14 protein-coding genes are annotated in these 14,018 nt (G+C 36.6%); all 14 read right to left on the bottom strand.

Translation table 11 applies throughout. The features are described 5' to 3' along the window. Window positions 1–289: 289 nt before the first annotated feature. Window positions 290–1,771 (bottom strand): lysine--tRNA ligase, encoded by a 1,482-nt coding sequence (lysS, locus tag C794_RS19450; protein WP_017798846.1) that lies wholly within the window; start codon window positions 1,769–1,771, stop codon window positions 290–292. Window positions 1,772–2,059: 288 nt separating this feature from the next. Next, a complete protein-coding gene (locus C794_RS19445; RefSeq protein ID WP_017798845.1) occupies window positions 2,060–2,290 on the bottom strand; it encodes a helix-turn-helix domain-containing protein in 231 nt (76 codons plus the stop codon). Next, the gene (gene folK / locus C794_RS19440) at window positions 2,260–2,772 is read right to left on the bottom strand and encodes a 2-amino-4-hydroxy-6-hydroxymethyldihydropteridine diphosphokinase (protein WP_017798844.1); all 513 of its coding nucleotides are present in this window, start codon (window positions 2,770–2,772) and stop codon (window positions 2,260–2,262) included. The genes C794_RS19445 and folK overlap by 31 nt, the downstream gene beginning before the upstream one ends. Continuing rightward, window positions 2,769–3,134 carry a dihydroneopterin aldolase gene (folB, locus tag C794_RS19435; protein WP_017798843.1) on the bottom strand — a complete coding sequence of 122 codons (366 nt, stop codon included), beginning with the start codon at window positions 3,132–3,134 and terminating at the stop codon, window positions 2,769–2,771. Before folB ends, folK begins: the two co-directional genes overlap by 4 nt. Further along, the gene (gene folP / locus C794_RS19430; protein WP_375544869.1) at window positions 3,127–3,903 is read right to left on the bottom strand and encodes a dihydropteroate synthase; all 777 of its coding nucleotides are present in this window, start codon (window positions 3,901–3,903) and stop codon (window positions 3,127–3,129) included. The genes folB and folP overlap by 8 nt, the downstream gene beginning before the upstream one ends. Before the next feature lie 197 nt (window positions 3,904–4,100). Beyond that, on the bottom strand, window positions 4,101–5,027 hold the full coding sequence (cysK, locus tag C794_RS19425) for a cysteine synthase A (RefSeq protein ID WP_017798841.1): 927 nt from the start codon (window positions 5,025–5,027) through the stop codon (window positions 4,101–4,103). Between the two features lie 98 nt (window positions 5,028–5,125). Then, complete coding sequence (locus tag C794_RS19420; protein WP_017798840.1) at window positions 5,126–6,037, bottom strand: peptidylprolyl isomerase; 912 nt, start codon at window positions 6,035–6,037, stop codon at window positions 5,126–5,128. A gap of 25 nt (window positions 6,038–6,062) precedes the next feature. Continuing rightward, complete coding sequence (gene hslO, locus C794_RS19415; RefSeq protein WP_017798839.1) at window positions 6,063–6,932, bottom strand: Hsp33 family molecular chaperone HslO; 870 nt, start codon at window positions 6,930–6,932, stop codon at window positions 6,063–6,065. 25 nt (window positions 6,933–6,957) lie between these two features. Beyond that, window positions 6,958–7,725: a type III pantothenate kinase gene (locus C794_RS19410; protein ID WP_017798838.1), complete on the bottom strand. Its 768-nt coding sequence runs from the start codon at window positions 7,723–7,725 to the stop codon at window positions 6,958–6,960. Window positions 7,726–7,866: 141 nt separating this feature from the next. Continuing rightward, a complete protein-coding gene (gene ftsH, locus C794_RS19405) occupies window positions 7,867–9,894 on the bottom strand; it encodes an ATP-dependent zinc metalloprotease FtsH (protein ID WP_017798837.1) in 2,028 nt (675 codons plus the stop codon). Between the two features lie 174 nt (window positions 9,895–10,068). Next, complete coding sequence (hpt, locus tag C794_RS19400; RefSeq protein WP_017798836.1) at window positions 10,069–10,623, bottom strand: hypoxanthine phosphoribosyltransferase; 555 nt, start codon at window positions 10,621–10,623, stop codon at window positions 10,069–10,071. 11 nt (window positions 10,624–10,634) lie between these two features. After that, a complete protein-coding gene (tilS, locus tag C794_RS19395) occupies window positions 10,635–12,035 on the bottom strand; it encodes a tRNA lysidine(34) synthetase TilS (RefSeq protein ID WP_017798835.1) in 1,401 nt (466 codons plus the stop codon). Window positions 12,036–12,093: 58 nt separating this feature from the next. Continuing rightward, complete coding sequence (locus C794_RS19390; protein ID WP_017798834.1) at window positions 12,094–13,026, bottom strand: serine/threonine protein kinase; 933 nt, start codon at window positions 13,024–13,026, stop codon at window positions 12,094–12,096. After that, on the bottom strand, window positions 12,989–13,729 hold the full coding sequence (locus C794_RS19385; protein WP_017798833.1) for a VWA domain-containing protein: 741 nt from the start codon (window positions 13,727–13,729) through the stop codon (window positions 12,989–12,991). The genes C794_RS19390 and C794_RS19385 overlap by 38 nt, the downstream gene beginning before the upstream one ends. Window positions 13,730–14,018: the final 289 nt, after the last annotated feature.

Raw genomic sequence — 14,018 nt, 5'->3', positions numbered from 1 at the left:
TTAACACATCTAATTGTTGATGTCAACAACTTATTTAACTTTTTTACTCAAGTTCATTTCGATGTGCTTTGCTGATGCGCTTTGTTAACGCAACGATATTTAATTTATCATGATTCCAAAACGAAATCAAGCACTTTTTAAAAGAAATTATGGATTGATTAATATTTCTATAATTTAGGCTATTCCGCCATAACAAATACATACTTATATATTCCCAATATAATCCTATTTTAAACAAGAAAAACCCTTATCATAACAACGTTTTGATAAAGGTTTTTACACTTCCGAGTTATTTTGTGCGCATTTGTGGGAAAAGTAATACGTCACGAATAGATGGAGAGTTCGTTAATAACATCACCAAACGGTCGACACCTATACCAAGTCCCCCAGTTGGTGGCATACCATATTCAAGTGCTTCCAAGAAGTCCTCATCCATATAATGCGCTTCATCGTTTCCTTCAGCTCTTTCTTTTACTTGAGCCTCAAAACGAGCACGTTGATCAATTGGATCATTTAATTCACTAAATGCGTTCGCATGTTCTCTCCCGACAATGAACAACTCAAAACGATCGGTGAATCGCTCGTCTTCTTTATTCTTCTTTGCTAGTGGAGAAATTTCCACTGGATGTCCGTGTATAAATGTCGGTTGAAGAAGAGTCTCTTCTACCTTTTGTTCAAAAAATTCATTTACAACATGACCATAACTCATTGAATCAGTTACTTGTACACCGTGCTCTTTAGCAAGTGCACGTGCTTCCTCATCTGATATCTCTTTCCAAAAATCCACACCTGTAACATCTTTAACAGCATCTACCATATGCAATCTTGTCCATTTTGGCTCTAAATTAATTTCGTTTTCACCGTAAGTAATAGTTGTGGAACCATGGACATCTTTTGCGATGTGAGCTACAAGATTCTCTGTAAGTTCCATAATATCCTGATAATCAGCATACGCTTCATATAGCTCAATCATAGTGAACTCTGGATTATGTCTTGTAGACACACCTTCATTACGGAATACACGTCCTATTTCATAGACTTTCTCCAGACCACCAACCATTAATCGTTTTAAATGTAATTCAATAGCTATTCGCATGTATAGTTCAATATCTAAAGCATTATGATGTGTAATAAATGGACGGGCAGAAGCTCCACCAGGGATGCTATGCATCATAGGAGTTTCAACTTCTAAAAATCCTTGTCCGTTTAAATACTCTCTCATCGATTGAATGATCTTACTACGAAATACAAAAGTTTCTCTGCTATCTGGATTTGTAATTAGGTCAAGATAACGTTGACGATAACGCTGTTCGATATCCTTCAATCCATGATATTTTTCTGGTAAAGGTCTTAAAGATTTCGTTAATAATTGAAATTGTTTTGCCTTAACAGAAATTTCTCCTACCTTTGTTTTAAACATAACACCGGTTACGCCAACAATATCCCCTAAATCTGTAGACTTAAATACTTCATAAGCATCGTCACCAATCATATCTTTACGCACATATAATTGAATTTGGCCACTTAAATCTTGAATATGAGCAAATCCAGCTTTTCCTTTTCCACGCTTTGTCATTAACCGTCCAGCAATGGTAACTTCATCTGTAATTTCCTCTAACTCTTCTTTTGAATAAGGATTATACTTATCAATAAGACCGGTTGCCAGGTGGCTTCGTTCAAATTTGCCCCCAAATGGGTCCAACCCTTTTTCCAAGTGCTCCGTTAATTTATCTCTTCGCACCTGCATATGTTCATTCAATTCTTCTGACACTTCTATCACTCCAATTCTTCATAAAATAAGTATAGCGTATCCACAATGATGATTCACCTAACAAGATTTTAATACAAACCCATCTGTAGGCAGTTAACCTCCAGATATAAATCTTAATGCTTAAATTTATGCATCAATTACCCGAGTTAATTTCGCATGCGTTCATAACGAACATTCATATATAACTATTATTCGTTTTTTTATGGAGCTTAGTATTTTTGAAATTCACTCGCTAAAAAATAATTAATTCTACTATAACAAGTATTAAAGACGTATCGTTTAGAATATCTACTTGTCCTCAGTATCAGTTGCAATGCTCTTTAGTATGAGCTCTTCTCTGGAAATGGATAACTTTTCAGCAATCTCATCTAATAGTTGATCGGAAGGCTGTTTTGTACCTCGTTCAATATTTCCTAGTTTTGAAGTGGATATCTCCATCTCTTTAGCAAATTGTATTTGTGTGTATCCTTTTAGCTTTCGAAAAGCTTTTATTCTTCTTCCGATTCGCTTTTTATCCATTTTTTTACATCCTTTTTATCTGTCTCAGGAAGTTCATTGACATAAGAATCCACTGTTTTGTTTTTTACAGGGATCATATATCCCGGTGCGATTTCTTGAAGTGGTATTAAGACAAATGCGCGTTCATGCATTCTAGGATGCGGCAACATCAATCTTTCTACTGTACTATTTTCTTGATTATACGTCAAAATGTCAAGGTCGATTGTTCTAGGACCAAATCGAATCGTTCTCTCTCTTCCTAACCTCTGTTCTATCTTTTGACATACATCTAATAGTTCATTTGCTGATAAACTCGTTATTACTTGCACCACCATATTTAAAAATTGAGATTGAGCTGTGTAACCTACAGGAGCCGTCTCATATATTGAAGACTTCTTCTGAATGGTTATGTTTGTATAATCATCCAAACATTGTAGTGCTTCTTTAATAAAATTTTCACGTGGTTCAATATTAGTTCCTAAGGCTACATAAGCTTCATTCATTTTATCCTCTCCCTATAAATTTCTACAGCGACAGATTGATAATGCCCTGGAATGGGTGGGTCTGGTTTTACTACTTTTACTAAGCAAGCATTCAATAATGAAAAGGACGCGAAAAGCTCTTTAGAGATTTCCTCAGCTACCGCTTCAATTAAATTATATGATTGACCCTCGACGACTTTTTTCACTGTTTCATAAGCCTGTCCATAATGAATGGACTCATTCATATCATCGGAGTTCCCCGCCTTATCTAACGGTACATGTAATTCGAGATCTACATTAAACCGCTGACCTAGTTTATTTTCTTCTGGAAAAAGTCCATGGTAACCATAAAACTGCATTTGTTTTATAATAATTTTATCCATTTTTAGATACTCCTTTTTCATAGATAGCATCTGCGATCTGGGCAGCTTCCGCATTGATATGTACATTATGCACTCGTACTATATGAGCTCCTTGTTGCACTCCGATGACCGTGGTAGCAGCCGTACCAACATCACGTTCATCTGCAGGAACATCTAATACATGTCCAATAAATCTTTTTCGTGAAGTTGCTAATAGTACAGGATAGCCTAGGTCGACTAATTGATGTAGCTCTCGTACTACTTCCATATTCTGTTCCATGCTTTTAGCAAATCCTACACCAGGGTCAAGAATGATGTTGTCATCGGTAATCCCTGCATTTTTTGCTATTTGGATACTTTCCAATAAATCGGATTTTACATCTTCCATAAAGTCTCTATAATTTTCTTCATTACGATTATGCATTAAAATAATCGGAGCATTATATTTAGCTACAACCTTTGCCATTTCCGGATCTTTTTTCGCTCCCCATATATCATTAATAATATCTGCTCCTGCCTCTAAAGCTTTTTGAGCAGTCTCTGCTTTAAAGGTATCTACCGATATTGGAATGCTTAATTTGTCTTTAAGGATACGTATAACTGGAACAATTCGATCTAGCTCTTCTTTAGCAGATATTGGAGTGTAACCTGGTCGTGTTGATTCTCCTCCTATATCGATAATATCTGCGCCCTGTTTTTCTAATTCCAAAGCTTGGTTCACAGCTTTATCTACAGTTGAATAACTTCCTCCATCTGAAAAGGAATCCGGAGTTACATTTAGTATTCCCATTAAATGTGTTCGTTCAGATACATTTAAAGTACGTTTCTTCGTTCGAATATTCAACTTATCTTCTACCTCTTTTCTTACATAATCTATTCTATCATCCTACAATAACTACTTGCAGAACGGAAGTACTACCTTTAAGTCCCATAATCCACGCAAATTAAAAAAGAGCCGACCTATATTGGCCAGCCCTCCTTACTTATTTACTGTTCATCAAATTGATATAACGGTGTTGATAAGTAACGCTCACCATTATCTGGTAAAATAGCAAGCACTTTCTTGCCTTTACCTAACTTTTTCGCTACCTTAACTGCTGCAGCAACCGCCGCACCTGAGGAAATACCTCCCAATATTCCGTTGGTAGTTGCAACTTTCCTAGCTGCTTCATATGCTTCCTCGTTAGAAATTGTTAAAACTTCATCATAAATTGCAGTATCTAACACATCAGGTTTAAATCCTGCACCGATTCCTTGTATTTTATGTGGCCCTGGAGTTCCACCTGAAAGTACTGGAGAGTCAGCTGGCTCCACAGCGTATAACTTAACATTATCAAAATGATTTTTTAGTACTTTACCTGCCCCTGTAATTGTTCCACCAGTACCAATTCCGGATACAAACCCATCTAGACCATCTTTCATCTGTTCCACAATTTCTTTACCAGTTGTTTTTTCATGTATATCTGGATTAGCAGGATTGCTAAATTGTTGCGGCATAAAATAACCATTCTCTTTTTGTAATTCTACCGCTTTGCCAATTGCACCTTTCATTCCCTCAGCTCCAGGAGTTAGGACTAGTTCAGCACCATAAGCACGAAGGAGGTTTCTACGTTCCTGACTCATCGTATCTGGCATTACTAGAACAGCACGGTATCCTTTAGCTGCTGCTACCATCGCCAGACCAATACCAGTATTTCCACTAGTTGGTTCAATAATCGTGTCGCCTTCTTTTAGTTTACCACCTTGTTCAGCTGCTTCAACCATCGCAATAGCAATACGATCTTTCACAGAACTACCAGGATTCATAAACTCTAACTTTACGTATACATCTGCGCTATCATCATCTGTAACATTGTGTAATTTAACAATTGGTGTCCCACCGATTAAACCTGTAATATTATCAGAGACCTTCATCTGACTTCCTCCTCTAATTCCAAGTATTTTTATAAGATTTACATCTAATGTAGTTCCTTTATCCTAAAATGTCAACTAATTTGTCTGATAATTTCAGATTATTTATTTTCGTAAATCCACTCAATATCCACTTCTTCCCATAATTGGTCTGCTTCTAACGTCAGTCCTTCTTCATGCATTGCAATTTCACTATGCACATATGGTTGTACTTCTTCGTAAGTAAATTCAATTGCGGGAAGTTTACGGTGCAAGTACATGATTGCTACACCATTCTCTGCTTGAAAAGGTTCACTATAAGTATGATTTTCCATATTCGCAGCTTGTGTTTCATAACTATCCAATAAGAACTGACTTGATGTGTAAATAGCACCCATATAGCCACCATTTTGTCTCGTTTCATCATCAATACTATATTCTCTAGCTAATAATTTAAAAGAAGCACCATCTTCTAATTCTTGGTACACTTGCTCAGCTGTTTCCATATCTTCTACTAAAATATGCGAAAGCTTAACAGAAGATGAAAAATCATATTGATTACCATATGTATCATAATATGATTTTATTTCATCTTCTGGAATTTCAATGTCTCTAGTTAACAACTGTTCCAATTGATAACGGTATTTGATTTCTTCTCTCCATCTCTCTTCCTCTACTGCAGCATCTTCTTCCGTTAATATTCCTTGCATGGTATATAAGAACGAAACTTCCCTGTCGATGATTTTTTCACTTACTTCAATACCTTCTTGCTCTGCTAAAGTGTTAACTACTTCTTTATCAATCATTTGCTTTAAATATTTTTGTCCTTGCATATTTCTTAAGTCTGTCATCCATTCATCATAGGATATTTCTTCATCCGCTACTGTTGCGACTGCTTCATTACGATTGATCTCTTTCTCTCCCTCGCCGTCCGACACTACTTCTGAATCATTGCCATCTCCTACAAACAGTAGAGTTGCAATATTCGTAATCAGTAGCACCACAACGATCCCGAGCAACAATTTTTTAGACATTTAGGTGTAACTTCCTTTCTTCTCTCTACTGTTTAAGGTTTTCTAATTCTTCCTCTGTAAAATGATACTTTTCATTACAAAAATGACAAGTAGCCTCCGCACCATGATCTTCTTCAATCATAGCCTGGATTTCATCATTTCCTAAACCAACAATCGCTTGTGCAAGACGATCTTTTGAGCATTTACAACGAAATTCAATTGGCATTTTTTCATGAATGTTTAGTTGTTTTTCTCCAAATAGTTGGGTAAGTATTTCTTCTGGGGTTTTTCCTTCACGAATTAACGAAGATATCGCTGGGAGAGCTTGAATTTGATCTTCTAATTCATTAATTACTTCCTCTTCAGCACCTGGCATTACTTGAACAATAAAGCCTCCGGCAGCTAAAATAGTATGATCTGGATTTACTAAAACCCCTGCACCAACGGCTGATGGTATTTGTTCAGAGGTAGCATAGTAATACGTAAAGTCTTCACTAATCTCACCAGAAACGATCGGTGTTTCTCCTGTAAAAAAATCCTTTAATCCTAAATCTTTAATAACGCTAATGTTTCCTTCTGTACCAACAGCTCGCGCTACATCCAGTTTTCCCTTTTCATTTAATTCAAAATCTACATGTGGATTCTTAACATATCCGCGAACATGCCCATCAGCATCAGCATCAGCAACAATTGCCCCAAGTGGACCATTCCCCATTACTTTCGTTGTGATAGAGTCATCACCTTTTAACATAGCCCCCATCATTGATGTAATTGTTATGGTTCTACCAAGAGCTGCAGATGCAGTTGCAAATGTATCTTGTCTTCTTCTCGCTTCTTCCACCGTATTTGTGGACTGAACAGCATACGCTCTAATTTTCCCATTATTTGCTGTCGCTTTTATTAAGTAATCGTTCATTGGGAATATCTCTCCTTCTACTTTACTAATTATTTTTTTGATAAATCAAATGTAATCCTTTTAACGTCAAATATGGCTCTACGATATCAATGGTTGCTGATTCATGTGCAATTAATTTAGCAAGTCCCCCTGTAGCAATAACAGTAGGATTTGTGCCTTTTTCGTTTTTGATTCTCTCTACCAATCCATCTACTTGTCCAATATATCCATAAAACACTCCAGAAGTCATGGCGTCTACCGTCGTAGAACCAATCACAGTTTCCGGTTTTTGAATTTCAATTTTTGGTAATTTCGAAGCTTTACTATATAAGGCTTCCATTGAAATATTAATTCCAGGTGTAATAATTCCACCGGCATATGCAATATCCTCATCGATATAACAATACGTAGTTGCTGTTCCAAAATCAATAATAATTAATGGTGCACCATATTCTTCCGTAGCTGCTACAGCATTAACAATTCTATCTGCACCAATTTCTTGAGGGTTTGGATAATTCATTTTTAAAAAAGTTTGATATGAAGTTTTTCCAATTACAATGGCATCTATATGAAAATAATCTCTACTCATTTTCTCTAAAGCAAATAAAATAGGTGGAACAACCGAAGATATGATGACACCCTTAATATCTTCAAATGTTAATTCTTTATGTTGAAAAAGAGAATGAATTAGCATTCCAAATTCATCTTCTGTTTTGTAGCGATCTGTTTTAATTCTCCAATGATGGGTTAATTCACCTTGGTCAAATACCCCTAAGACTGTATTGGTATTTCCTACATCAAGTACAAATAGCATCTGTCAGCCTACCTTCCTAATCTTATCTGTTCTTTAATATAACATACTTTAGGAAATATAAGAAAAGCTCAAAGCTTCGTTGTCAAACGTTCATATGCACATAAAAAAGAAGCAGCCCTTTTATAGGCTACTTCTCATCAATTAATTTTTAGGATTTTGATCTTCTGAAGAATCATCCTGCGCTTCATCACTGGAATTTTTTTCGGGATCTAATGATTCTCGTTCCGATTTTTCTTCTTCCTCAAGCTTTTGTTTTGCTTCTTCATAGGAAATACCTTTTTTATCTTCATCTTCTTTCGAATTAATATTTACCTTCAACTCATCTGATTCCTCATCTGGTTCTGGTAATATTCCTTCTTCAAATAAAGATTTAATTTGTTTTGCGTCTAAAGTTTCAACCTCTAATAAGGTCTTTGCAATCAATTCTAACTTATCTTTGTTCTCTGTAAGAATTGTTTTCGCACGATCATAGCAGTAATTAATAAACTCCTGCATTTCTTTATCAATTTCATGTGCGATTGCATCAGAATAAGTCTGTTCATTTTGGATATCACGTCCTAAGAAGACGTTTCCTCCACCGCCACTGCTAAATTGCAATGGTCCGATTTTGTCACTCATACCATATTCTGTAATCATCTTATGAGCAATATTTGTAGCACGCTGGAAGTCATTAGAGGCTCCTGTACTTACTTCTCCAAAGATAATTTCTTCTGCTACTCGTCCACCGAGTAACCCAGTAATCTTGTCAAAGAGCTCTGGTTTTGTCATGAAATACCGATCTTCACGAGGTAGCATTACAGCATAACCACCGGCTTGACCACGTGGAACAATGGTCACTTTATGCACGACATCCGCATCATCAAGCACCATACCTATAACCGTATGACCACTCTCATGATATGCAACAATATTTCTCTCTTTTTTAGAAATAACTCGGCTCTTCTTCGCTGGCCCAGCAATAACTCGATCGATTGCCTCATCAATATCTAACTGATTGATTTTCTTACGATCATCACGAGCTGCAATTAAAGCAGCTTCGTTAAGTAAGTTCTCTAAATCTGCACCAGAGAAACCAGGAGTACGCATTGCGATTGTTTTTAAATCTACATTTGCATCTAATGGTTTGTTTTGCGCATGTACACCTAGTACAGCTTCACGGCCTTTCACATCAGGTCGATCAACCATAATTTGTCTGTCAAAACGTCCTGGACGTAATAATGCAGGGTCTAAAATATCTGCACGGTTTGTAGCTGCAATAATGATAATACCTTCATTTGCTCCAAATCCGTCCATTTCAACAAGTAATTGGTTAAGGGTTTGTTCGCGTTCATCGTGACCACCACCAAGGCCTGCACCACGTTGACGCCCTACAGCATCAATTTCATCGATAAAGATAATACATGGAGCATTCTTTTTCGCATTTTCAAATAGGTCACGTACACGTGAAGCACCTACCCCAACAAACATTTCCACAAAGTCCGAACCACTAATAGAGAAGAAAGGTGTTCCAGCTTCTCCAGCAACCGCACGTGCAAGTAACGTTTTACCTGTACCAGGTGGTCCTACTAGAAGTACACCTTTAGGTATGCGCGCACCAACTTGTGAAAATTTACGTGGATCTTTTAAGAACTCAACTACTTCAACAAGCTCTTGTTTTTCTTCATCGGCACCAGCGACATCCTTAAAGCGAACCTTTTTCTTATCTTCAGAGTACATTTTTGCTTTACTCTTACCGAAGTTCATTACACGGCCGCCACCGCCGCCTCCTTGTGCTTGGCTAAGTATAAATAAGAAGAATAAACCGATTAATAAGAACGGAATAATTCCAGTTAGGAATGTAAGCCATGGACTTGGCTGTTCTTCTTCCATAACGGTTAATTGGCTTTGTTCTCTAGCTGTATTAGTAATTTGTGACACGAGGTCATTATTATCAGGAACTTGAGCGACAAATTCTGTCTCTCCATCAGTTAATGTCCCTGTTAGACGAATAATGCCATGTGATGGCTGAAATACGAGTTCTTCGATTTCACCATTATTTAAAGCACTTATAAATTGCTGTACATCATATTGTTCTCTTTCTTCGCCTTGATTGTTGATTACTGAAACAACTCCAACAATTACAAAGAATATGAGTAACCAAAATAAGACATTACGAAATACCTGACTCATTGCCTACCTCCTCCCAGATGGGGAAAAACTATAGTTCATCGTATCATACGAAAAAGTTTTAATACAAATGATATAACCTTTTTAGGTTAATTTTTTCCAATTATTTATTAGCCATATTAAATAATTACTATATCTTATTTATTTTACCCAACCTGTTTTAATTAATTAAAATTATTATCCACCATATACTTCGGGTTTAAGTATACCGATATATGGTAAATTCCGATATTTTTCAGCGTAATCTAGGCCATATCCAACTACAAATTCATCAGGTACTTCAAATCCTACCATATCGGCTTTTATCGCTGCGTTTCTTCCGGACGGTTTATCTAATAATGTCACGATTTTTATGGAATTTGCTTTACGGTATTTAAATAGATCTACTAAGTAACTTAACGTTAAGCCACTATCTATTATATCCTCCACTATTATTAAATCTCGACCTTCGACTTTCGTGTTTAAATCTTTTAAGATTTTTACTTCACCGGTTGAAGTCGTCCCGCCATCATAACTAGAAACGTCCATAAAATCCATTTCTAAATGGATCTCTGCGTAGCGAAGAATATCTGACATAAAAGGCATAGCACCTTTTAAAACGCCAATAGCAAGCGGGAACTTACCATCATACTCTTCAGAAAGTGTTGCTCCTAGTTCTTTGCATTTCTCCTGAATTTGTTCTTCTGTTATTAAAATGTCTTGAATATCACCATGAATATTGTCTTGAAGCATGATTCATCCTCCTAAATAGTCCCTTTATGATAGCTAAGTTTTATCTGTTCTCCACCCTGGCAAAATTGATTAGAACCAAACGCTTTTCTAAGTCCTATTAACCAGATAATCTTATCATTATCATCCGTAACGATAGGCCACTTATCCCTCTCATTTGCTGGGATTTTTGCGTCAATCCAAATATCTTTTAATTTTTTCGTACCTTTTAAGCCATCCCACGTCATTCGATCACCTGGTTTTCGCGTTCGTATATGTAATGGCAATGCTACAGAATCAATTGGAATAATAATATTATTGCGGCTTATTTTGTCTGTTTTAGCATCAACCAACTCAGAAGTAATCTGAGCACCATCTGGCAATTCCACTCGATCAGGGACTTGCAATGGTAAGTGAAATGCAAATTGACGAGGAAGTTGATTTGAAAAATATAGATGAATTTTGCCATAGGAATTTTCTACACGTAATGATAAAGGGAAATCTATATAAGTATTACCCTCTTGTCGTTCTATTAATGCAAAAAATTTCTCTTCATGAATATGAGATAAATCCTTAGGTAATGTATCATACAGATAGTTTAATATTAGATGATAGGCACGTCTTTGTAAAGCGTGGGGACGTTCTATAAATGCTTGATTAACGAAACTAATTTCAGTGGAATTTGTATCCCGTTCGATTACCTCTTCCACCATTTTTCTTGCTTGTTCGGCCAAGTATTTCTCATCTTCCCCTAACGTTTCACTCAATCGTTGTGCTGTTACAAATAAGCGCTCATTATTCTTTTTAAGAAGCGGGATAATCTCATTACGATAGTAATTCCTTGTAAATCTATTATCTTTATTTGTTTGGTCTTCACGAAAAGGAATTTCATTTTCTTTAACATAGTGTAAAATCATTTGTTTGTTTACACAGAGAAAAGGACGAATAAGTTGACCATTTGCAAAGGAACGCTTTACTGGAATACCTTCAAAAGCATTTGAAGTAGCCACACGTGTTAACCGCATGAATAAGGTTTCTACTTGATCATCTCCATGATGTCCTAGTGCAATATAGTCAGCACCTTGTTTCTTCATCTCCGCAGCATAAATATCATATCTTAATCTACGTGCGGCAAGCTCTTCACTAACTTGGTATTGACGCTGATATTCACCAACATCCACTTGATGAGCAATACACTTTAAATCTGATTGTAGACACCATTGTTTTACAAATTTCTGATCGGCTGTTGAATCTTCACCACGTAATTGATGGTCAATGGTTAACGCAATAACCTCCAAACTCCATTTCTCTTGCAAATCTTTTAAAAAATGCAGTAGTGCCATTGAATCAGAACCACCCGATACCCCAACAATAATTTTTGAGCCTTCTTGTAGTAATTGATGTTTTTGAATAAAGGAAAGAATAGATTGTTTCATCGATTTTAACCCACCGCTTCACTAAAATATCGTCTATATCCTATCATACCTCTTTTTACTATAAAAGTAGAGACAGCAAATAATAGACAGTCGCAATACAACCTATACTAATTGACTCAATAAGTAAATAGTTTGATGGTTTTTTACTTCGTTGGTGATAGTGCTTTCGTTTTTGTTTCTGTTGCATTAACGACATAAGATCTTTTTTCATAGCAGTGCTTGTCGTATATTTACCTCGAAGTGCCTTTTGCAGTAGGGGGCGATATAGAGTTAAATCACTCACTTGATCGAGTTTTTTCATTAACAATTTTTCAGAAGAATCTTTTACCCGATCAAATCGCCGTGGATAATATATATTTAAAAATACCATCGTTAATGCAAAAAGATCATAACTTGGTTCTGCTTTTCTAGTACCCATACCCCAATATCCACGATCATAAAACTCGGTATATTCTTTTATTGATCTTCCTACCTTTGTCGTACCACCGACATCTACCCAACGTACACGGGGAGGCGTCGATGATACCATTAAATTATCCGTTTTCAAGTCACCAAACACCCAGCCTGACTCATGTAACTTCTCTAAGTCCTCTAGCAACTGTAACATAAATACACCAATCCAGGCTTTTCCTTTCGCACGGACAAAGCTACTTAGAGATTCTCCTCTGATATATTCCATTACATAGAATGAGTAGAGTCTCCCACTAGTCGACATCCAATCATCAACGTCCAATAAAGAAGGTCCAAGGCGATATCCCTGGACCTTTTCCAATGACTTTAATACATTAACTTCTACTGTCATCGAAGAACCTTTTTCACTTATTTTCAAAGCTACTGGTTTCCCAAGATAGTCACATAGATATACGCTTCCGATTGCTCCTGCCCCAAGTTTGCGAATAACGGTATAGTTTTTGTGATGCCACTTGCCTCTTATTTGTTGTTGTGGACGTAAATTAATATCCGGATTCTTCGATGCCGTATTCATCTTCACGCTTCAAACTCCTTAGTAAGTTTTTCTTACTAAACTGATACATTGCTGCACGAATAGCAGGACCGGTTGGAGTAATACCTCCACTGGATAACTTTGGGAATACACTTGATATTGAATCTAGCTTTGGTGACCAATCTAGGATTAGATCAATATCTTTTCGTTTTCCAGGAAAACTGTATATACAAAATCGGTTTCTACCAACCCGTGAATTTAAACTAATGGAGAGATCCATTAATGCCTCTTTTACTGTCTGTAATTTATCTCGCATACTTGCACTTGTATCTACTAAAACTACTACCTCTAAATCACTTGTTTCACCAAGGTCTTCTACAACCTCCATAATTTCTCCACGTTTCTCAGGATCTAAATCTTCCATGGATTGTTGATCACCTAATATTTGGCGAAGTTCTTTATTAACAAATCCTTGTAATGTCTGTGTCATTGCTTGGCGTGTTACCATCTGCACGGTTTGCGATAGATTTTCGCTATAGACAATTTGACTGACACCACCTCCAGAAAGTGCAATATCTTCTACCTCTTGAAGACCGTCCGGGCTTTCTGATTGATCATCATCTAGAATACCAATAACATTTACCGTGATTCCCTGCTGACTAGCTAAAGCTGCTACTGCCGATGGATCTTCACCTTTATTCGAGCAACCATCTGTTAATAATAAAATTTGTTTAAGTGTACCGCTTTTCAATGACCTTTACCTCCCTCTTTTTCCACTACCATCTTCGCCAAGTACATCAAAAACTATACATTTATTCGTGGTAAGGGAGATTAACTATCCTTGCACAATTTACATCGGTTTACTTCGGTGAACAATTCATTGGCAAACCAAATTCAAACAGTATATATGTTTAATAGGCGGTAACAGCCTGTATAAGACTGTTGCACTATTGGATTTCCGTTGCAAACGGCCTCTTTCCGCAGGAGAAGCCGTCCTTCATTTAAATCTGACAATTATTCGTTTTTTATAACAATTATGA

The organism is Oceanobacillus kimchii X50 (assembly GCF_000340475.1).
GTDB lineage: Bacteria > Bacillota > Bacilli > Bacillales > Amphibacillaceae > Oceanobacillus > Oceanobacillus kimchii.
This window is presented reverse-complemented; position numbering and strand designations above follow the sequence as displayed.